Genomic DNA, 19,901 nt, shown 5'->3' on the forward strand with positions numbered 1-19,901 from the left:
GCGAAAGATACAGGCAAAGGCAAAGGCAAAGGCAAAGGCAAAGGCAAAGGCAAAGGCAAAGGCAAAGGCAAAGGCAAAGGCAAAGGCAAAGGCAAAGGCAAAGAGATTGTGTGGGTTAGCAGCCTGTCTCAAGATTAAGCATTGGTTCTTCACGGAAAAGTCTTTTCAACCGAGAACCCGCCAATGCCCGTCGGCGCGGGGTGGCTGTTGGATTTTTTGCCGGAAAAAGATGTCTGAGCGAAGCGAGTTGTTTTTCCAAAAAAAATCCAACAGCCACCCCGCAAGCCCGCCCGCACAGCCGGAAGTCTGGGAGCCCAAGCAGGACTCCCAGAAAGCCAAACTTAAATCAGCTCCACAGCCACGGCAGTTGCCTCACCACCGCCAATGCAGAGGGACGCCACACCGCGTTTCAGGCCGCGCTGCTTCAGGGCATTGATCAGGGTGACGATGATACGGGAGCCGGAAGAGCCGATGGGGTGGCCCAGAGCGCAGGCGCCACCGTGGACGTTGACCTTGTCGGCGGGCAGGTTCAGCTCATTGATGGCAGCCAGGGTAACCACTGCGAAGGCTTCGTTGATCTCGAACAGGTCGACGTCATCCAGACTCCAGCCGGCTTTTTTCAGTACCTTTTCGATGGAACCGATCGGCGCCAGGGTGAACTCCGCTGGCAAGCGGGCGTGGGTTGCGTGGGCCACGATTCGTGCCTGTGGGGTCAGGCCACGGTTCTGAGCTTCCTCAGCAGTTGTCAGCACCAGGGCCGAAGCACCGTCGCTGATGGAGCTGGAGTTGGCCGCGGTTACCGAGCCGTCTTTGGCGAACGCCGGTTTCAGCTGGGGGATTTTCTCCGGCTTGGCGTTGCCCGGTTGTTCGTCGATGTCGACTTGGGTATCTCCACCGCGGCCGGAGACCGTCACCGGTACGATTTCATCCCGGAACCAGCCATTCTCGATCGCCGCCAGGGCTTTTTGCAGGGAGCCAATGGCGAATTCGTCCATGGCTTCACGGGTGATGTTGAACTCATCAGCCGTACGCTGTGCGAAAACGCCCATCAGGCCGCCTTCGTAGGCGTCTTCCAGTCCATCCAGGAACATGCTGTCCATCACCTGGCCATGGCCCATGCGCATACCGCCGCGGGCTTTCGGTAGCAGATACGGCGCCTGGCTCATGTTTTCCATGCCACCGGCAATCATGATGCTGTTGGTGCCCGCTTTGATCTGATCGTGGGCCATGATAATGGCCTGCATGCCGGAGCCGCACATTTTGTTGATGGTGGTACACCCGGAGCTATCCGGGATCCCGGCCGCACGAGACGCCTGCCGAGCCGGCGCCTGTCCCAGGCCCGCAGACAGCACGCAGCCCATGATGACTTCCTGAACGTCCGACGGCTTCAGCCCTGCGCGTTCAATGGCAGCCTTAATTGAAACCGCACCCAGTTCCGGCGAGCGCACAGAGCTCAGCGAGCCCATCATCCCACCCATCGGAGTTCGGGCGGAGCCTGCGATGACGATGTCGTTGTTCATGAGTTTTGTTCTCCTTCAACAGAATCGAGTTGGTGTTCTTATTTGGCCGTATGGTCTCGTTTGGGCACCCAGCTTGCTGGTGATGCGGGCAGGTACGCGGGGTGTGGGGTATTTTTCTTCGGGGAAAAACAACTCGCTTCGCTCAGACATCTTTTTCCCTGCCAGAAAAATACCCCACACCCCCCTACCAACGGGCAGCACAGGAATGCTGAATACAAAAAGCAAAAAGCAAAAAGCAAAAAGCAAAAAGCAAAAAGCAACGAGAGTAACCTGAAGCACCATTGAACGTTGCATCAAACTGGTCGCTACCCGCTCTCAGCGCAAAACGTACAGCTGCTCTTATCAAGCGAAAACCCGCCAATGCCCGTCGGCGCGGGGTGGTTGTTGGATTTTTTGCCGGAAAAAGATGTCTGAGCGAAGCGAGTTGTTTTTCCAAAAAAAAATCCAACAGCCACCCCGCAAGCCCGCCCGCACAACCGGAAGGCTGGGTGCCCAAGAAGAAACCTCAGCGCCCCAGAACAGAACGGGCAATGATCTCCTTCATAACCTCCGAAGTACCGCCATAAATCCGCTGAACCCGCGCATCGATGAAATTGCGGGAAATCGGATACTCGGTGGTGTAACCGTAACCGCCGAATAGCTGCAAACAACCATCGGCCACGCGACACTGCATCTCGGTGGCGCTGTACTTGGCCATGGACGCTGTCGGCGCATCCAGCTTGCCGTCTTCGTATTCGCGGATGCACTGGTCGACGAACGCTTTGTTAATGCGGTAGTCGGTTTCCATGCGGGCGATTTCGAAGCGGGTGTTTTGCAGCTGGCTCAGTTTCTGGCCGAACAGTTCCCGTTCCTGGGTGTACTGGATGGTCATGTCCAGTGAGCCACGGGCGGCGGCAACACCCAAGGCGCCGATGACCAGTCGTTCCCGGGGCAGCTCGCGCATCAGGTACACAAAGCCCTGCCCCTCTTCACCCAGCAACGCCGAGGCGGGGATGCGCATGTCGGAGAAGAACAGTTCAGAGGTGTCGCCGGAATGCTGGCCGATTTTGTCCAGGTTGCGGCCTTTGCTGAAGCCCGGCAACGAGGTGTCGACCAGGAACAGGCTGATGCCCTTGGCGCCGGCGTTGGGGTCGGTCTTGGCGGCGACGATGACCATGTCGGCGTGCTGGCCGTTGGTGATGAAGGTTTTGGAACCGTTAAGGATGTAGTCGCCACCGTCTTTCACCGCGCTGGTGCGGATGGCCTGCAGGTCACTGCCTGCCCCCGGTTCGGTCATGGCGATGGCGCCGACGGCTTCGCCGGAGACCATTTTCGGCAGCCATTGCTGTTTCTGCTCATCGTTACCGATGTGGCTGAGATACGGCGCCACGATGTCGGAATGCACCATCACGTTGGTGGACAACGCACCGAATCCCATCCGGGCCAGTTCTTCGCCCACCACAACCGAATACTGGAACGGCGCTCCGCAGCCGCCGCAGTCTTCTGTTACGTCGACACACAGCATGCCGGCTGCGCCCAGGGTGTTCCAGAGTTCCCGGGGTACGATGCCGCTCTTTTCCCAGGCTTCATAATGGGGCGCCACTTCGGTTTCGAGGGCCTTGATGACGGCATCCCGGAACAGTGCCAGTTCTTCCTGATCAACGGTGTTGGTCATTTCGCTCACCTTTTATCCTTGTTATCCGTGCCTTATCGGGGCGCCATGCGCAGGGCGCTGTCGAGCCGGATGACTTCGCCGTTCAGAACGGGGTTGCGTACCATCTGGTCGACCATCATGCCGAATTCTTCCGGCTTACCGAGGCGCTTGGGGAACGGCAAGGTGGCGGCCAGGCTGTCCTGAACTTCCTGGGGCATGCCAGCCATCATCGGGGTCATGAACAGGCCCGGAGCAATGGTGTTCACCCGGATCCCTTCGCGAGCCAGTTCCCGGGCCGATTGCAGGGTCAGTGCTACCACACCGCCTTTCGAGGCACTGTAAGCGGCCTGGCCAATCTGGCCTTCGTAGGCGGCAACCGATGCGGTGTTGATGATCACGCCCCGTTCGCCATCGGCGTTGGGTTCGCGCTGGGCCATGTCTGCTGCCGCCAGCCGCAGGATGTTGAAGGTGCCGATCAGGTTAACCTGAATCACCTTGCTGAAGTTATCCAGCGGCATCACACCTTCGCGACCAAGAATCTTTGCCGCCGGAGCAATACCGGCGCAATTCACCGCAATGCCGCAGGGGCCGTGGGCTTCACGGGCAGCTTTCAGTGCAGCCTCGGCACTTTCTTCTGAAGCCACGTTGCATTCAATAAAAACACCGCCCAGCTCGGCAGCCACCTGTTCGCCACGCTCTTTGTTCAGGTCCAGGATAGCCACTTTGCAGCCTGCGGCAGCCAGCGCCCGCGCGGCGCCTTCACCCAGACCGGAGGCACCGCCGGTGACGATGGCGGGAGTGTTTTTGAAATCCATAACTTGCGTCCTGTTATTGGTATTAGCGCGGCCAAAAACTGGCCGCGCATAGTTTACGTTTACGTAAACTTAACCCAGATACCCTAGCTGAAACAACACCCGTTTCAGCCGAGGCGCTCAACAATTAGTGCAATACCCTGCCCGCCACCGATACACATGGTGATCAGGCCGTAACGGCCACCGGTACGTTCCAGTTCCGCCAGGGCTTTGATAATCAGGATGGAGCCGGTCGCACCCACCGGGTGGCCCAGAGCGACCGCGCCGCCGTTCGGGTTCACCTTGTCTTCCGGCAGGCCAAGCTCGCGGCTGACGGCCATGGCCTGGGCTGCGAAGGCTTCGTTGGATTCGATCACATCCAGGTCTGCCACAGACAAACCGGTGTTCTTCAGAACCTGGCGAACCGCCGGAATCGGGCCTACGCCCATCACTTCCGGATCTACGCCGGCAAAGGCATAGCCTACCAACCGGGCGCGGGCTTTCAGGCCACGCTTTTCGGCTTCCGCGGCACTGGTCAGTACCATGGCTGCAGCACCGTCGTTCAGGCCGGAGGCATTGCCCGGGGTCACAATGCCGTCTTTCTGGAACGCAGGTTTCAGGCCGGCCAGGCTTTCAACCGTGGTACCCGGGCGTACGTGCTCGTCTTTATCGAACACGACTTCCTTGCGACCCTGTTTGACGGTAACCGGCACGATCTGGCCATCGAAATAACCTTTCTCGATGGCATTCGCGGCCCGCCGGTGGCTTTCGGCAGAAAACGCGTCCAGTTCTTCCCGGGTCAGGCCCTGATTGGCGGCAATACGCTCGGCGGTCATGCCCATGTGGCCACTGCCAAACGGATCGCTCAGAATACCCAGGGTCAGGTCTACCGCACGGCCATCGCCCATGCGCAGGCCTTTGCGAACGTTCGGCAACAGGTAAGCACCCTGGCTCATGGATTCGGCACCACCAGCCAGCGCCATGCGGCTGTCGCCCATCACAATCAGCTGGGCCGCGCTGATCACCGACTGCACGGCAGAGCCACACAGGCGGTTTACGTTGAACGCCGCAGAGCTTTTCTCCATACCCACATTCAGGGCAATGTGCCGGGCCAGGTAAGCGTCCTGTGGGCCCGTGGTGATGATGTGGCCGAATACCGAATGGTCGATATCCGCAGCTTCTACACCAGCGCGGCTGATGGCCTCGCGAGCGGCGGCGGTGCCCAGTTCGGCCGGAGCCAGTGAGCTCAGGCTGCCGCCAAAGCTGCCGATAGCGGTGCGGGCACCGTCCAGAATGACTACGTCTGTCAGTTTCATGTTCTTCTCCTAAATATAAGTGTTAGAAAGGCTCATTTGCCCAGCATGGAGCGGGCAATCACCTCTTTCATGATTTCCGAGGTGCCAGCGTAAATGGTCTGCACCCTGGCATCCACAAAGAACCGCGAAATGGGATATTCCAGGGTATAACCGTAGCCGCCGAAAAGCTGCAGGCATTCATGGGCAATATCGCACTGCATTTCAGTCAGCATCAGCTTCAGGACGGCCGCGTCTGTCGCCGTCATGGCACCCTGGTGGTATTTGGTGACGCACTGGTTCAGGTAGGCACGGGCCATATCAATACGGGCCCGGGCTTCTGCCAGCTTGAACCGGGTATTCTGAAAATCAGCAATGCGCTGGCCGAAGGCCTGGCGCTGCTGCACGTAATCCAGCGTCAGCGCCAATGCACCTTCGGAGGCACCGATCGCCTGGGCACCCACACCCAGGCGCTCCCGGGGCAGCTCCTGCATCAGGTAGGCGAAGCCTTTGCCTTCTTCCCCGAGCAGTGCCTCCTCAGGCACGATCAGATCCGAAAAAAACTCTGCGGTGTCACTGGCGTGCTGGCCGATCTTCTTGATGCCCTTGCCCCGGCTAAAGCCCGGCAGGCTGGTATCCACCAGAAACAGCGACACGCCCTTGGCCCCGGCTTTCGGGTCGGTCTTGGCGCAGACAATCACCATATCGGCATGCAAGCCGTTGGTGATAAACACCTTGGCGCCGTTGTTGAGTCTGACATGCTTACCTCATTTCCTTGTTGTTGTAACCGGCTGCCGGCCATTAAGGCAAAGGTGCAGGACCTGTTGGAATGACCCTTCTGGCCCAAAAATTTGACCCGTTCGGACAAGTCCACTCTGCCTTGGGTTGGGCTCCTAGCCTTCCAGTTGTGCGGGCGGGCTTGCGGGGTGGCTGTTGGATTTTTTTTGGAAAAACAACTCGCTTCGCTCAGACATCTTTTTCCGGCAAAAAATCCAACAGCCACCCCGCGCCGACGGGCATTGGCGGGTAGTCGCGAGATAACAGCAGCAGTATTTTTTTGCCTAATCGGGGCTAGTGCAACGTTCACACCTATTTCTGGGTGCTCTCGTTGCTTTTTTCTTGGTATTCCTGTGCTGCCCGTCGGTAGGGGGGTGTGGGGTATTTTTCTGACAGGGAAAAAGATGTCTGAGCGAAGCGAGTTGTTTTTCCCCGAAGAAAAATACCCCACACCCCGCGTACCCGCCCGCACAACCGGAAGGCTAGGAGCCCAAGCCAGCCATAAGCCATACTTTACGTTAACGTAAACTTGAATTACCCTGAGCAAAAATAACACAACCGTTCCGGACCGCACATGAGCGACAAGAAAACCTTCAATATCAGCGAGCTCTCCCAGGAGTTCGACGTAACCACACGAAGCATCCGCTTCTACGAAGACCAGGGGCTTTTGAACCCCACCCGGCGCGGGCAGACCCGTATCTTCAGCAACAAAGACCGGGTACGCCTGAAGCTGATCCTGCGCGGCAAGCGTATGGGGTTTTCCCTGGCCCAAACCAAGGAGCTGTTCGACCTTTGGGACGAAACCCTCACCGGCAATGAAAAGCAGCTGTTGAAAATGCTCGAAATCCTGGGCGACCGGCGCGCGCACCTTGAACAACAGAAAGACGACATCGCGCAGGCGGAGATGGAAATAGACACCGCAGAAACCCGGTGCCGCGAAGCCCTGGACGAACTGCAGAAAAAGAAAGAACAACAAAGCCTGGCCACCGACTAGGGCTACAACCGGCAGCGGGCCGCTTAACGACACACACTAGCAAGAACAAAAAAGGCAGCACACCATGAAATCCCAATACAGCGAACTCAACTTCGGCCTCGGCGAAACCCTCGACAGCCTGCGTGAACAGGTCAACCGCTTCGCCGCCGATGAAATCGCCCCCCGGGCCGAGGAAATCGACCGCACCAACGAATTCCCCATGGACCTGTGGCGCAAACTGGGCGACATGGGCTTGCTGGGCATCACCGTGAGCGAACAATACGGCGGTGCGGGCATGGGCTACCTGGCCCACGTAGTGGTCATGGAAGAAATCAGCCGCGCCTCCGCCAGCGTTGGCCTGTCTTACGGTGCCCACTCCAACCTGTGCGTCAACCAGATCAACCGCAACGGCACCGAAGAACAAAAACAGACATACCTGCCCAAACTCATCACCGGCGAACACATCGGCGCCCTCGCCATGTCTGAACCCAACGCCGGCTCAGACGTCATCTCCATGAAACTCCACGCCCGCGACGAAGGCGACCACTACGTCCTCAACGGCAACAAAATGTGGATCACCAACGGGCCAGACGCCAACACCTACGTCATCTACGCCAAAACCGACCCGAAAGGCGGCTCCAAAGGCGTCACCGCCTTCATCGTAGAACGCGACTACCCCGGCTTCAGCCGCCACCAGAAACTCGACAAACTCGGCATGCGCGGCTCCAACACCTGCGAGCTGGTGTTCGAAGACTGCAAAGTCCCCAAAGAAAACGTCCTTGGCGGCATCGGCAACGGCGCCAAAGTCCTCATGAGCGGCCTCGACTACGAACGCATCGTCCTCTCCGGCGGCCCCCTCGGCCTCATGCAAGCCGCCATGGACGTAGTCGTGCCCTACATCCGCGAACGCAAACAATTCGGCCAGGCCATCGGCGAATTCGAACTGGTACAGGGCAAAGTCGCCGACATGTACACCTTCATGAACACCGCCAAATCCTACGTCTACATGGTCGCCCAATCCGCCGACCGCGGCGAAACCACAAGAAAAGACGCCGCCGGCGCCATTCTGTATTCAGCCGAAATGGCCACCAAACTCGCCCTCGACGCCATCCAGCTCCTCGGCGGCAACGGCTACATCAACGACTACCCCACCGGCCGCCTGCTGCGAGACGCGAAGTTGTATGAAATCGGGGCTGGAACGTCTGAAATCCGGCGGATGTTGATTGGCAGAGAACTGTTCCTGAACAAGTAAGCGTTGCGCGGAATCCACTGACCAAGTCAAACGAGGTCCTGCGGGTAGAGCGATTCAAAAATTTCGTAGGCCATGGATGGCCGGAGAGAAGCGCACAGGGACGTGCTTGTAGCGGTTTTTGAATCGCTCTACCCGCAGGGCCGATGCACGGACGAATATCTAATGACGATACTCCAGAGCAAAATTAACCCGAGGTCCGACGAATTCCAGGCCAACCACCACTCCATGGCCGCCGCCGTAACCGACCTAAGGGAAAAAGTCGAAACCATCCACCAGGGCGGCGGCCCCGAATACCAGAAACGCCACACCGAACGCGGCAAACTCCTGCCCCGCGAACGCATCAACAAACTACTCGACGAAGGCTCCCCCTTCCTCGAAATCGGCCAGTTCGCCGCCTACAACGTCTACGGCGAAGACGTCCACGCCGCCGGCGTCATCGCCGGCATCGGCCGGGTCAGCGGCACCGAATGCATGATCATCGCCAACGATGCGACCGTCAAAGGCGGCAGCTACTACCCGCTGACCGTCAAAAAACACCTGCGCGCCCAGGAAATCGCCGAAACCAACCGCCTGCCCTGTATCTACCTGGTGGACTCCGGCGGCGCCAACCTGCCACGGCAGGATGAAGTCTTCCCGGACCGCGACCACTTCGGCCGCATCTTCTACAACCAGGCCCGCATGTCGGCCGATGGTATCCCCCAGATCGCCGTCGTTATGGGCCTGTGCACCGCCGGCGGTGCCTACGTACCCGCCATGGCCGACGAATCTATCATCGTGCGCAACCAGGGCACCATCTTCCTGGCCGGCCCGCCACTGGTCAAAGCCGCCACCGGCGAAGTGGTCAGCGCCGAAGACCTGGGCGGCGCAGACGTACACTGCAAAACCTCCGGCGTGGCCGACCACTACGCCGAGAACGACGCCCACGCCCTGGACATCGCCCGGCGCTGCATCGCCAACCTCAACCGCCGCAAACCCGTGCCGGTCGAACTACGCGAACCCAAAGCACCGCTGTACAACCCGGAAGAAATCTACGGCATCGTCGGCACCGACTTGCGCAAACAGTTCGACGTACGCGACGTGATCGCCCGCATCGTCGACGGCTCCGAATTTGACGAATTCAAACGCTACTACGGCTCCACCCTGGTGACCGGCTTCGCCCATATCCACGGTTACCCCGTGGGCATCATCGCCAACAACGGCATCCTGTTCAGCGAATCCGCCCAGAAAGGCGCGCACTTTATTGAACTGTGCTGCCAGCGCAACATCCCGCTGCTGTTCCTGCAAAACATCACCGGCTTTATGGTGGGCCAGAAATACGAAGCCGAAGGCATCGCCAAGCACGGCGCCAAGATGGTCATGGCCGTGGCCTGCGCCAACGTGCCCAAGATCACCGTGCTGATTGGCGGCAGCTACGGCGCCGGCAACTACGGCATGTGCGGCCGGGCCTACAGCCCGGACTTCCTGTGGATGTGGCCCAACGCCCGCATCTCGGTGATGGGCGGCGAACAGGCCGCCAACGTACTCGCCACAGTCAAACGTGAAGGCATGGAACGCAAAGGCCAGAACTGGAGTGCGGAAGAAGAAGTCGAATTCAAACAACCCATCGCCGATAAATACGAACAACAGGGCCACCCCTACTACGCCAGCGCCCGCCTGTGGGACGACGGCGTGATCGACCCGGCCCAGACCCGGGAAGTGGTTGCCCTCAGCCTGTCTGCCACCCTGAACCGACCCGCCAAGCCGACGCGCTTTGGCGTGTTCCGCATGTAACCGGAGAGAACGCCATGACCAAACAGACCTCTGCCGTTCTGCTCAACTACCTGGAAGGTGGTGTTTCCGAAATCGTGCTGAACCGGCCAGACAAGCGCAACGCCTTCGACGACGTAATCATCCAGCAGCTGATCAAGGCACTGGAAGTCACGGAACGAGACGACCAAACCCGCGTCGTCCTCCTGCGCTCCGAAGGCAAACACTTCTCCGCCGGTGCCGACCTTGGCTGGATGCGCCGCATGGCAGACAACGACCATGCCGAAAACCTGAACGACTCCCGGGAACTGGCCAGGCTGATGAGCACCCTCAACCACCTGTCCAAGCCGGTGATCGGCCTGGTTCAGGGCGCAGCCTACGGTGGCGCAGTCGGCCTGGCCGCCTGCTGCGACATCGTACTGGCCACCGCAAACGCCAGCTTCTGCCTGAGTGAAGTAAAACTCGGCCTGGTTCCCGCCGTTATCAGCCCCTACGTGGTGCGGGCCATCGGTGAGCGCCAGGCCCGGCGCTATTTCATCTCCGCCGAAGTCTTCAGCGCACAACAGGCCAGCGAATACGGGCTGGTGCACATCGTCTGTGACGACGAAGCCGCCATGCACGCCCGCTGCAACGAGCTGCTGCAACAACTGGCCGGCAATGGCCCGCAGGCCATGAGTGCCGCCAAGGACCTGGTGTTTGCCGTCAGCCACAAGCCCATCAGCGCCGATGTCATCGAAGACACCGCCCAACGCATCGCCGATATCCGCGTAGGCGAAGAAGGCCAGGAAGGGCTCAGCGCTTTCCTGAACAAACGCAAGGCCAGCTGGGTTCCGGGAGATAACACATAATGTTCAATAAAATCCTGATTGCTAACCGGGGCGAAATCGCCTGCCGGATTATCCAGACCGCCCACCGCATGGGTATCCGCTGCGTGGCAGTCTACTCAGACGCTGACGCCAACGCTCGTCATGTCGCCATGGCAGACGAGGCCTTCAACATCGGCCCGGCCGCCAGCGCTGACAGCTACCTGAAAGCCGACACCATTATCGACATTGCCAGGCAGAGTGGCGCCCAGGCCATTCACCCCGGCTACGGCTTCCTGTCTGAAAACACCGGCTTTGCCGAAGCCTGCGAAGCCAACGGCATCGTATTCATCGGCCCGCCCTCTTCGGCCATCGCCGCTATGGGCTCCAAGTCCGCCGCCAAGGCGATTATGGAGAAAGCCGGTGTGCCCCTGGTGCCGGGCTACCACGGCAAAGACCAGTCGCCGGAGCTGCTGCGGGCCGAGGCCGAGAAATGCGGCTTCCCGCTGCTGCTGAAGGCCGTTGCCGGTGGTGGTGGTAAAGGTATGCGGGTGGTGGAAACAATGGCCGACTTTGATGACGCCCTGGCCGCCGCCCAGCGGGAAGCCAGGAACGCCTTCGGCAACCCGGACATGCTGATCGAACGCTACCTGACCCAGCCACGGCATGTGGAAATCCAGGTGTTCTGCGACCAGCAGGGCAACGGCATCTACCTGGCCGAGCGGGATTGCTCGGTGCAGCGTCGCCACCAGAAAGTACTGGAAGAAGCGCCGGCACCGGGGCTGAGCGAGGCCACCCGTAAAGCCATGGGCGAGGCCGCCGTGAAAGCCGCGCAAGCCATTAACTACGTGGGCGCCGGCACCGTCGAGTTCCTGTACGACGTAGACGGCTCGTTCTTCTTCATGGAAATGAACACTCGCCTGCAGGTGGAACACCCGGTTACCGAAATGGTCACCGGGCAAGACCTGGTGGAATGGCAGCTGAAAGTGGCCTGGGGTGAGCCCCTGCCGCTGGCCCAGGAACAGGTGAAAACCCGCGGCCACGCCCTGGAAGCGCGCATCTACGCCGAAGATCCGGACCAGGACTTCCTGCCTGCCACCGGCACCCTGCATTACCTGCGCACCCCGGAAGAATCCGCCCACGTGCGGGTGGATACCGGCGTTACCGAAGGCGACGAAATCAGCATCCACTACGACCCGATGATCGCCAAGCTCATCGTGTGGGACGAAACCCGGGAACAGGCCATCAACCGCATGGTGCAGGCCCTGGAGCAGTACCGCATTGCCGGGGTAAAAACCAACATCCGCTTCCTGCATGCCCTGGCCGATGCCGAACCCTTTCGCCAGGCCGAGCTGACCACCGGTTTCATTGATGACCACCGCGAGCTGCTGTTTCCCGCTTCCGGCCCGGATACCGACAAGGTTCTTGTGTTGGATGCCGGCTTTCTGCTGGAACACCGCAAGTCCCGTGAAGTGGTCAGCACAGACCCCTGGTCGCCCTTCGGCCGGCAGAACAGCTGGCGCTTGAATTCCGACTACGCCGAACCCCTGGCCCTGCAGATGGGCGAGGAGGTGGTTGAACTAAGGGTTCTTGAGCAGGATCACGGGTATCAGATAACCCTCGGCGACAACCGCTATACCCTGCAGGCCAGCCTGCAGGAGGATTACCTGCAAGCGGTCATCAACGGCCACCGCCTGTGCGTGTACGGCAACCTGCACAACGACGAACTGGTGTTGTTCCACGAAGGCAACAGCATCACCTGCAAGCTCTACCGTGAACGCTGGGAAACCGAAGACCTGGCCGGCGACGGCAGCCTCTCTGCCCCCATGAACGGTGCCATTGTGGCGGTGCAGGTGCAGGCTGGCGATAAGGTCACCGCCGGCCAGACCCTGGTGATCATGGAAGCCATGAAGATGGAGCACGCCATCAAAGCCCCGGCCGATGGCACCGTCAGCGAGGTGTTCTTTGCCCAGGGTGACCAGGTATCCGAAGGCGCGGAGTTGATCGCCATCGAGATTGAGGAGGCTGAGTAATGGCCTTCCCGAAACGTGTCCGACTGGTGGAAATGAGCCCCCGGGACGGCCTGCAGAACGAACCCGGCCCGGTGATTGCTACCAGCATCAAAACCGGGCTGATCGACCGGCTGGCTGACTGCGGCCTTACCCACATCGAAGCCGCCAGCTTTGTCTCCCCCAAATGGGTGCCACAAATGGGTGATGCCGCCGAGGTCATGGCCGGCATCACCCGAAAGGCCGGCGTACGTTACTCCGCCCTTACCCCCAACCTCAAAGGTTTCGAAAATGCCCTGGCGGCCGGAGCCGACGAGGTTGCCGTGTTTGGCGCGGCCTCCGAAGCCTTCACCCAAAAGAACATCAACTGCACCATTGCCGAAAGCCTGGACCGCTTCGCTCCCGTGGTGGAAGCGGCCCGCAAGCACGGCATTCCGGTGCGCGGCTACGTGTCTACGGTGATGGGTTGCCCCTATGAGGGCGACATTGAACCCCGGCAGGTCGCCAGCGTCGCCAAGGCCCTGTACGACATGGGCTGCCATGAAATTTCCCTGGGTGACACCATCGGCGTGGGCACGCCGCTGAAAGCCAAACGCATGCTGGAGTCCGTGGCCGCCCATATTCCCATGGATAAGCTGGCGGCCCACTTCCACGACACCTACGGCCAGGCCCTGGCCAATCTGTATGCGGTACTGGAGGAAGGCATCAGCGTAATCGATGCCTCGGTGGCGGGCCTGGGCGGTTGCCCCTATGCGAAAGGCGCCTCCGGCAATGTGGCCACCGAAGACGTGCTCTATCTGTTAAATGGGCTGGGAATCGAAACCGGTGTCGACCTGGAGAAACTGGTGGCCACCGGCGGCTGGATTTGCGGCCAACTCAACCGCCACAACGGCTCTAAAGTGGGACAGGCCATGAGCGGTTGAACGTTAAGGGCCCCGCTCACGGGGCCTGACACAGGGTTAAAGGTCTGAGCCTTCATCCGCCTCGCGCAAACGCTCTTTGCGCTCGAGGTCTTCCTGTATCACCGCTTTGATCTCTTCCAGCACGGCATCGACATCAGAACTGCCACTGTCATCTTCAAATTCACCCGTCAGCACAGAGTCGGGGGTCAGTTCCCCCTCTTCGAACAGCGCCCACATCTCCCTGGCGAACCGGGTGTCCAGGATCTCAGGCGCATACTGGCCATAATAGCGGCGCATGTTATTCACATCGCGGTCGAACATTTCCTGCGCACTGTTGTTGGATGCAGCATTGACCGCCTGCGGTAAATCAATGATCACCGGGCCGTAATCGTCAACCAGCACGTTAAACTCAGACAAATCACCGTGCACGATCCCTTCGCACAGCATGAGCCTCACGTAGTGCATCATCAGGGTGTGGTCTTCAATGGCCTGCTCCGCTGACATGGACACATCAGCCAGTCGCGGTGCGACATCGCCGGTATCTTCTGTCACCAGTTCCATCAGCAACACGCCGTCAAAGCAACCGTAGGTTTCAGGCACACGCACACCGGCTTTCGCCAGCGTGGACAGCGCATTGATTTCGGCATTCTGCCAGACTTCTTCCTGCTGCTTGCGGCCGTAGTTAGAACGCTTTTCCATGGCGCGGGCCTGGCGCCCGCTGCGAACCTTGCGACCTTCCTGATATCGCGCCGCTTTTTTAAAGCTGCGCTTTACCGCATCTTTGTACACTTTGGCGCAGCGAATCGAATCACCACACCGTACAATATAAATATCGGCCTCTTTACCGCTCATGAGTCGGCTGATGACTTCATCAATAATGCCATCATCGGCGAGGGGCTTTAGGCGTTCAGGGATTTTCAAAGAGTTCCTGCCAAAATTGGTCGAAGAGAAGCCGCCATTGTACCGTTGGTAGAGTCTGGCGGCTAATGTCGCCCATACCAGGACCATTCCGCTCCACTAAACCCGGGATCTAGGCAATGCATCTTCCATTCTCGCTGACCACGGCTGTGCTCTTTCCGGTGTTGCTGTATCAGGGTAAACGCACCCGTCAAACCACGCCACGGCTGCCGGAGGCCTCCGGATCTCCGTTCGGGCAATATGGTGAGGGCGAGCCCGCCCGGCGCATCCTGGTGATTGGCGAATCCACCGCAGCCGGCGTGGGCACCCAAACCCACGATCAGGGCCTGGCCAGCCAGCTGGCACGGGAGCTTCATGAGGAAACGGGGAAAACCATCGCCTGGCACACCTTCGGGGTTAACGGTATTCGCCTGGATGCCCTGAACCGGGCGCTGGAACAAACAGACTTACCGGAAGCCGATGTAGTTATCCTGAGCATGGGGGTCAACGACACCACCGGTTTTACGCCCCGGAAACGATTCCGCCAGCAACTGCTTGAACTGAGGGAGTTGCTCGAAGCACGGTATCCGGCACCCCTGATGCTGCTGAGCGTACCTCCCATGCACCTTTTCACCGCCCTGCCGGCGCCCTTGCGCTACGTGATGGGATGGCGGGCCAGGCTTCTCGACAACATCTACCGGCAACTGGCCAGCGAAGCGCCGCAGCACTTCCGCTACGCCCGTTACCCGGTGATTGAAGATACCGGGCTGTTGGCCAGCGACGGCTACCACCCCGGCATCAAAGGCTATCGGTACATTGCCGAAGCCCTGGCGCCGGAGCTGAGCCGGGGCATCAGGGCCGATGCTTCTCCGGAGGAATAGAGTAAGTCATGGTGGCATGGGCCACCGGCTCCTCCATACCTGTGGAATAGATCGACACCTCACCCACCGCCATCGTGCGCCCTACTTTCAGCAAGGTAGCGCGGGCCCACACCGCAGCGTGGGCGGCGGGTTTGCGCATGAAGTTGATGTTGAAGTTGGTGGTTACCGCCAGGGGTACCAGGCCGATTTTGCCCAGCAGGGCGGCGTACATGGCCACGTCTGCCAGCCCCATCATAACCGGGCCAGACACGGTTCCACCGGGGCGCAGGTGGTATTCGTCAACCTCCAGCTTCATCTCGGCCCAACCATCACCCAGCTCCTGCAGGGTGCCGTAGGCGGTACCCTGGGGAAAGTGATCTTCAAGGAAAGCCTTCAGCTCCCCGAATGTTACTTGCATGGCTCTACTGCTCAGTCCGGTTTGTAAAGCCTCAGGATACTCGAAAAGTCCAGCTGACCGTTACCCTGCCCGGCATGCAGCTGGAACAGGTTGCGGGCCAGGGAGCCCATGGGGATGGAGGCCTGGTTGGCGACCGCGTTATCAAACGCCAGCCCCAGGTCCTTGGTCATCAGGTTCACCAGGAAACCGCCCTGGTAATCCCGGGATGCCGGCACCCCTTCCATTACCCCCGGCCACGGGTTGTACACGTTCAGGGCCCAGTTGCCGCCGGAGCTCTGCTTCATGATTTCCGACAGTACCGCAGGGTCCAGGCCATTTTTGACGCCCAGAGCCAGGGCTTCGCTGGTGCCGGCCATCAGGATGGCCAGCATCATGTTGTTGCAGATTTTGGCAACCTGGCCCGCGCCGTGGGGTCCCGCGTGGAAGATGTTCTTGCCCATGGCTTCCAGAACCGGCCGTGCCTTGTTGTAGGTGGCCACTTCGCCGCCGCAGATAAAGGTGAGTGTACCGGCCTTGGCGCCACCTACGCCGCCGGATACCGGCGCGTCGATAAAGGCCAGGTCTTTTGCTGCGGCAGCTTCTGCCACCGCCCGGGAGGTTTCCGGGGCAATGGTGGAGGAGTCAATCACCAGGGTGCCTGCCGGCAGGGCTGCCAGCAGGCCGTCTTCGCCCAGGTACACCGCTTCCACATGCTTGCCCGCCGGCAGCATGGTGATTACGCACTCGGTGCCCTGGGTTGCCGCTTTAGCTGAATCCGCAGTGCTGGCCCCTTCGGCCACCAACGCTTCAACCGCCGGTTTGGACAGGTCGAAAACCGTGACCTCATGCCCCGCCTTCAGCAGGTTGGAGGCCATGGGCCCGCCCATGTTGCCCAGACCAATAAAAGTTACCTTCGCCATCTTGCTTCTCCTTGTTTTTGTAGCAGTGCGCCGGGATTTATCAGTGCCCGGGCGCCTGGCTGAAAAATGCTTCAATCCACTCGTTGTCCAGTTCCGCCAGCGAGGCATAACGCCAGCGGGGCTGCATGTCTTTGTCGATCAGCAACGCCCGGATACCTTCGGCAAACTCGCCCTTCTTCAGGCAGTTCACCGACATCACCAGCTCGTTATCCAGCACCTGTTTCAGGCTGTCCCGCTGGCTGCGCTGCAGATGTTTCCAGGTCAGGGCCAGCGAGGTGGGGGAGGCACTCGCCAATCCCTTCACGGCTTTGCCCAGCCAGCCCTCACTGCCGCTCAGGTCTTTCAGCTGCGCTACCACCTGCTCAAGGGAATCGCCATCGGTGGCCTGCTGGATATCATCAAAGTGATCACGAACCGGAGACGCCGGCAGCGCCTCCCGGCTTTGCTGTTCATACTGGCGCAGTACCGAGCTGACAACACTATGGGCGCTGGAACCCTGCCAGTTGGCGGAGGCCAGGGCATCAATCACCTGCCCTTTGAGTTCGTGGCTGACGAACCGGTCTGCCATGCCCACAAACAGCGCATCGGCTGGGTTCATGCGGGTGCCGGTCAGCCCCAGAAACATTCCGGTACGCCCGGGCATGCGGGTCAGGAACCAGCCGGCGCCGATATCCGGGTACAGGCCGATGCTCACTTCCGGCATGGCCAGTTTCGAGTGCTCGGTAACTACCCGGTGGGAAGCGCCCGCCATCAGGCCGATGCCGCCGCCCATCACAATGCCATTGCCCCAGCACACAACCGGTTTGGGGAAAGTATGGATCAGGTAGTCCAGCTCGTATTCTTCGGTGAAGAACCGTTCACCTTCGGCCAGCTTCCCGGGCTCGGTCATGCTGCGGTACAGGGACACGATATCGCCACCGGCGCAGAAGGCCTTGTCGCCCTCGGCTTCCAGCCAGACCGCACATACGCTGTCATCGTCGGCCCAGCGTTGCAGCTGCGGCTTGAGCAGGCGGATCATGTCCATAGACAGCGAATTCAGGTTGCGCGGGCTGTTCAGCCTGGCGACCGCAATCCGGCCACCGCCGTTTGTGGTCCACTCTTCAAATACCATCGGTTGATCGCTCATAGCTGCCCCGGCCTTAACGGTTTTTCCATTCCGGCTTGCGCTTCTCTAGGAACGCATTCACGCCTTCTTTCTGGTCTTCGGTGTGGAACAGCTCCACAAACAGCTCCCGCTCCATGCGCCAGCCATCGGTGTGGCTACGGCCATCACGGGCGCTCATCACCAGCTGCTTGCAGCGGGCAATGGAAGACGGGCTCTGTTTGCAGGCGCCTTCGGCCAGTTTCAGGGCGGCTTCCAGGCCTTGACCGGACGGCACCACTTCTTCCACCAGGCCAATCTGCAGCGCCTTGCTGGCATCGACCCGCTCGCCGCACAGAATCATGCGCTTGGCCCAGCCCTCGCCTACCAGCCAGGGCAGGTTTTGCGTACCGCCGGCGCAGGGCAGCAGGCCAACACCGGCTTCTGGCAGGGCCATCTGGGCGTGCGATTCGGCAATGCGAATATCGCAAGACAACGCACATTCCAGGCCACCGCCCATGGCGTAGCCGTTAATGGCGGCAATCGACACACCCCGGAAGGCGGTCAGCGTGGCGAAGGCCTGGCCGAACTTCTGGGCCATTTCGTTGGCCCGGGCGCGGTCGCCATCGGCAAAGGTTTTCAGGTCCGCCCCGGCAGAGAAGAATTTCTCACCCTGGCCGGTGACCACCAGCGCGAAGATGTTGCGGTCGGCGTTGAGGTCTTCAATGGTGGCTTCCAGAGCCGCCAGGGAGTCTGCCGTCCAGGTGTTGGCCGGCGGGTTGGCGATGGTCAGGATCGCAATGTGATCGCGCTTTTCCAGTTGAATCAGTTCGCTCATGGTAAATTCCTTTGGTTGTTCCGGTTCTGATGATCGGGGCCGGTTACTGGATGGCTTCGGCAACGCCGTCTTCCAGCATGCGGCGGGCAATAATCAGGCGCATGATTTCGTTGGTGCCTTCGAGAATCTGGTGTACCCGAAGGTCCCGCACATAGCGCTCCAGCGGGTATTCCCGAATGTAGCCGTAGCCGCCGTGCAACTGCAGGGCCTCGTTGGCCACCTCGAAACAGGCATCGGTGGCGAAGCGCTTGGCCATGGCGCAATGCAAGGTGGCTTCCGGGTCGCCGGCATCCAGCTTGAAGGCGCCCAAACGCACCATCTGCCGGGCCGCCACCAGGTTGGTAGCCATATCCGCCAGTTTGAACTGCAACGCCTGGAACGCGGCCAGTGGCTTGCCGAACTGCTGGCGCTCGTGCAGGTAATTGCGGGCCCGCAGCAGTGCCGCCTGGGCGCCGCCAAGGGAGCAGGTGGCAATGTTCAGGCGACCGCCGTCCAGGCCCTTCATGGCAATGGCGAAGCCATCGCCTTCATTGCCGATGCGGTTACTGGCCGGAATGCGCACGTCTTCCAGGGTGACCAGCCGCGTGGGCTGGCTGTGCCACCCCATCTTTTCCTCGTTCTTGCCGTAGGAAATGCCCTTGGCATCAGCAGGGATTACAAAGGTGGAAATCCCCCTGGCGCCACTGTCGGCATCACCGGTGCGGGCCATCAGTACCAGCACATCGGTGGCACCGGCGCCGGAGATAAACATTTTGCTGCCGTTGATCACATAGCTGTCGCCATCCCGAACCGCTTTGGTGCGCAGGCTGGCCGCATCGGAGCCGGCGCCGGGTTCGGTCAGGCAGTAGGAGGCCAACCATTCGCCACTGGCCAGCTTGGGCACGATTTCCTGCTTCAGGTCATCGGAGGCAAAGCTGGCCACCATCCAGGTGGCCATGTTGTGAATGGTGATGAAGGCCGCCGTGGATGGGCAGGCCATGGCCAGCTCTTCCACAATCACCGAGGTGTCCAGGCGGGACAAGCCCATGCCGCCCAGGGCTTCCGGGGTATAAATCCCCATAAAGCCCATCTCGCCGGCTTCTTTCATCACCTCCACCGGGAAGGTGTGGTCTACATCCCACTGGCCGGCATAGGGTGCCATGGCTTTCTCGGCAAAGGCCCGGGCCGCATCCCGGAACGCCAGCTGGTCTTCGGTCAGGTTGAAATCCAT

At 60.2% G+C, this 19,901-nt stretch carries 18 protein-coding genes and 1 pseudogene; 8 read left to right on the forward strand and 11 right to left on the reverse strand.

Annotated elements, in window-relative coordinates; genetic code table 11:
• Positions 1–341: 341 nt before the first annotated feature.
• A complete protein-coding gene (locus LWH94_RS17320) occupies positions 342–1,520 on the reverse strand; it encodes a thiolase family protein (RefSeq protein ID WP_232903044.1) in 1,179 nt (392 codons plus the stop codon).
• On the opposite strand from LWH94_RS17320, the gene LWH94_RS17325 reads away from it, so the two are divergent.
• Complete coding sequence (locus LWH94_RS17325; protein ID WP_232903045.1) at positions 1,501–1,794, forward strand: hypothetical protein; 294 nt, start codon at positions 1,501–1,503, stop codon at positions 1,792–1,794. The two genes, LWH94_RS17320 and LWH94_RS17325, sit on opposite strands and share 20 nt — an antisense overlap.
• 231 nt (positions 1,795–2,025) lie before the next feature.
• Here the strand turns inward: LWH94_RS17325 and LWH94_RS17330 are convergent, their stop codons facing one another.
• The 4 genes and pseudogenes from LWH94_RS17330 to LWH94_RS17345 all read right to left on the reverse strand — a co-directional run.
• Positions 2,026–3,174, reverse strand: coding sequence for an acyl-CoA dehydrogenase family protein (locus tag LWH94_RS17330; protein WP_232903046.1), 1,149 nt, complete (start codon positions 3,172–3,174; stop codon positions 2,026–2,028).
• Positions 3,175–3,206: 32 nt separating this feature from the next.
• Positions 3,207–3,968 carry a 3-hydroxyacyl-CoA dehydrogenase gene (locus tag LWH94_RS17335; protein ID WP_232903047.1) on the reverse strand — a complete coding sequence of 254 codons (762 nt, stop codon included), beginning with the start codon at positions 3,966–3,968 and terminating at the stop codon, positions 3,207–3,209.
• 104 nt (positions 3,969–4,072) lie between these two features.
• Positions 4,073–5,260, reverse strand: a complete 1,188-nt coding sequence (gene bktB, locus LWH94_RS17340; protein WP_232903048.1) for a beta-ketothiolase BktB — start codon at positions 5,258–5,260, stop codon at positions 4,073–4,075.
• A 32-nt stretch (positions 5,261–5,292) separates the two neighbouring features.
• Positions 5,293–5,982, reverse strand: a pseudogene (locus LWH94_RS17345) (acyl-CoA dehydrogenase family protein); the annotation flags it as partial.
• Positions 5,983–6,587: 605 nt separating this feature from the next.
• Between LWH94_RS17345 and LWH94_RS17350 the strand changes: the two are divergent.
• The 6 genes from LWH94_RS17350 (at position 6,588) to LWH94_RS17375 (ending at position 13,719) form a co-directional block, all read left to right on the forward strand.
• Positions 6,588–7,007 (forward strand): MerR family transcriptional regulator, encoded by a 420-nt coding sequence (locus tag LWH94_RS17350; RefSeq protein WP_022989433.1) that lies wholly within the window; start codon positions 6,588–6,590, stop codon positions 7,005–7,007.
• A 64-nt stretch (positions 7,008–7,071) separates the two neighbouring features.
• Positions 7,072–8,238, forward strand: a complete 1,167-nt coding sequence (locus LWH94_RS17355) for an isovaleryl-CoA dehydrogenase (RefSeq protein ID WP_232903049.1) — start codon at positions 7,072–7,074, stop codon at positions 8,236–8,238.
• 162 nt (positions 8,239–8,400) lie between these two features.
• Positions 8,401–10,008 (forward strand): carboxyl transferase domain-containing protein, encoded by a 1,608-nt coding sequence (locus LWH94_RS17360; RefSeq protein WP_232903050.1) that lies wholly within the window; start codon positions 8,401–8,403, stop codon positions 10,006–10,008.
• A 14-nt stretch (positions 10,009–10,022) separates the two neighbouring features.
• Positions 10,023–10,832, forward strand: coding sequence for an enoyl-CoA hydratase-related protein (locus tag LWH94_RS17365; RefSeq protein ID WP_232903051.1), 810 nt, complete (start codon positions 10,023–10,025; stop codon positions 10,830–10,832).
• Positions 10,832–12,820 carry an acetyl/propionyl/methylcrotonyl-CoA carboxylase subunit alpha gene (locus LWH94_RS17370; protein ID WP_232903052.1) on the forward strand — a complete coding sequence of 663 codons (1,989 nt, stop codon included), beginning with the start codon at positions 10,832–10,834 and terminating at the stop codon, positions 12,818–12,820. Before LWH94_RS17365 ends, LWH94_RS17370 begins: the two co-directional genes overlap by 1 nt.
• Positions 12,820–13,719, forward strand: a complete 900-nt coding sequence (locus tag LWH94_RS17375; RefSeq protein WP_232903053.1) for a hydroxymethylglutaryl-CoA lyase — start codon at positions 12,820–12,822, stop codon at positions 13,717–13,719. The genes LWH94_RS17370 and LWH94_RS17375 overlap by 1 nt, the downstream gene beginning before the upstream one ends.
• Before the next feature lie 36 nt (positions 13,720–13,755).
• Here LWH94_RS17375 and LWH94_RS17380 read toward each other — a convergent pair whose 3' ends face one another.
• Entirely contained in the window at positions 13,756–14,619 is an 864-nt protein-coding gene (locus LWH94_RS17380) for a PA4780 family RIO1-like protein kinase (protein WP_058341048.1), read from the reverse strand.
• 116 nt (positions 14,620–14,735) lie between these two features.
• On the opposite strand from LWH94_RS17380, the gene LWH94_RS17385 reads away from it, so the two are divergent.
• Complete coding sequence (locus tag LWH94_RS17385) at positions 14,736–15,476, forward strand: SGNH/GDSL hydrolase family protein (protein ID WP_232903054.1); 741 nt, start codon at positions 14,736–14,738, stop codon at positions 15,474–15,476.
• Here the strand turns inward: LWH94_RS17385 and LWH94_RS17390 are convergent.
• From LWH94_RS17390 to LWH94_RS17410, 5 genes are read right to left on the reverse strand one after another with little or no spacing between them, the layout of a single operon-like run.
• On the reverse strand, positions 15,448–15,873 hold the full coding sequence (locus LWH94_RS17390; RefSeq protein ID WP_232903055.1) for a PaaI family thioesterase: 426 nt from the start codon (positions 15,871–15,873) through the stop codon (positions 15,448–15,450). The two genes, LWH94_RS17385 and LWH94_RS17390, sit on opposite strands and share 29 nt — an antisense overlap.
• An 11-nt stretch (positions 15,874–15,884) precedes the next feature.
• Positions 15,885–16,772 (reverse strand): 3-hydroxyisobutyrate dehydrogenase, encoded by an 888-nt coding sequence (mmsB, locus tag LWH94_RS17395; RefSeq protein WP_232903056.1) that lies wholly within the window; start codon positions 16,770–16,772, stop codon positions 15,885–15,887.
• 40 nt (positions 16,773–16,812) lie between these two features.
• Positions 16,813–17,898, reverse strand: a complete 1,086-nt coding sequence (locus tag LWH94_RS17400) for an enoyl-CoA hydratase/isomerase family protein (RefSeq protein ID WP_232903057.1) — start codon at positions 17,896–17,898, stop codon at positions 16,813–16,815.
• A 13-nt stretch (positions 17,899–17,911) separates the two neighbouring features.
• Positions 17,912–18,691, reverse strand: a complete 780-nt coding sequence (locus LWH94_RS17405; protein ID WP_232903058.1) for an enoyl-CoA hydratase — start codon at positions 18,689–18,691, stop codon at positions 17,912–17,914.
• Between the two features lie 43 nt (positions 18,692–18,734).
• Positions 18,735–19,901 carry an acyl-CoA dehydrogenase family protein gene (locus tag LWH94_RS17410; protein ID WP_232903059.1) on the reverse strand — a complete coding sequence of 389 codons (1,167 nt, stop codon included), beginning with the start codon at positions 19,899–19,901 and terminating at the stop codon, positions 18,735–18,737.

This window comes from Marinobacter sp. G11, assembly GCF_021282325.1.
Taxonomy (GTDB): Bacteria; Pseudomonadota; Gammaproteobacteria; order Pseudomonadales; family Oleiphilaceae; genus Marinobacter; species Marinobacter vinifirmus.

Coding starts and splice junctions, on each gene's coding strand:
- LWH94_RS17360 (WP_232903050.1), top strand. CDS start 8,401: ATGACGATACTCCAGAGCAAAATTAACCCGAGGTCCGACGAATTCCAG.
- LWH94_RS17355 (WP_232903049.1), top strand. CDS start 7,072: ATGAAATCCCAATACAGCGAACTCAACTTCGGCCTCGGCGAAACCCTC.
- LWH94_RS17350 (WP_022989433.1), top strand. CDS start 6,588: ATGAGCGACAAGAAAACCTTCAATATCAGCGAGCTCTCCCAGGAGTTC.
- LWH94_RS17325 (WP_232903045.1), top strand. CDS start 1,501: ATGACGATGTCGTTGTTCATGAGTTTTGTTCTCCTTCAACAGAATCGA.
- LWH94_RS17400 (WP_232903057.1), bottom strand. CDS start 17,898: ATGAGCGATCAACCGATGGTATTTGAAGAGTGGACCACAAACGGCGGT.
- bktB (WP_232903048.1), bottom strand. CDS start 5,260: ATGAAACTGACAGACGTAGTCATTCTGGACGGTGCCCGCACCGCTATC.
- LWH94_RS17375 (WP_232903053.1), top strand. CDS start 12,820: ATGGCCTTCCCGAAACGTGTCCGACTGGTGGAAATGAGCCCCCGGGAC.
- LWH94_RS17330 (WP_232903046.1), bottom strand. CDS start 3,174: ATGACCAACACCGTTGATCAGGAAGAACTGGCACTGTTCCGGGATGCC.
- LWH94_RS17385 (WP_232903054.1), top strand. CDS start 14,736: ATGCATCTTCCATTCTCGCTGACCACGGCTGTGCTCTTTCCGGTGTTG.
- mmsB (WP_232903056.1), bottom strand. CDS start 16,772: ATGGCGAAGGTAACTTTTATTGGTCTGGGCAACATGGGCGGGCCCATG.
- LWH94_RS17405 (WP_232903058.1), bottom strand. CDS start 18,691: ATGAGCGAACTGATTCAACTGGAAAAGCGCGATCACATTGCGATCCTG.
- LWH94_RS17320 (WP_232903044.1), bottom strand. CDS start 1,520: ATGAACAACGACATCGTCATCGCAGGCTCCGCCCGAACTCCGATGGGT.
- LWH94_RS17410 (WP_232903059.1), bottom strand. CDS start 19,901: ATGGATTTCAACCTGACCGAAGACCAGCTGGCGTTCCGGGATGCGGCC.
- LWH94_RS17370 (WP_232903052.1), top strand. CDS start 10,832: ATGTTCAATAAAATCCTGATTGCTAACCGGGGCGAAATCGCCTGCCGG.
- LWH94_RS17390 (WP_232903055.1), bottom strand. CDS start 15,873: ATGCAAGTAACATTCGGGGAGCTGAAGGCTTTCCTTGAAGATCACTTT.
- LWH94_RS17335 (WP_232903047.1), bottom strand. CDS start 3,968: ATGGATTTCAAAAACACTCCCGCCATCGTCACCGGCGGTGCCTCCGGT.
- LWH94_RS17365 (WP_232903051.1), top strand. CDS start 10,023: ATGACCAAACAGACCTCTGCCGTTCTGCTCAACTACCTGGAAGGTGGT.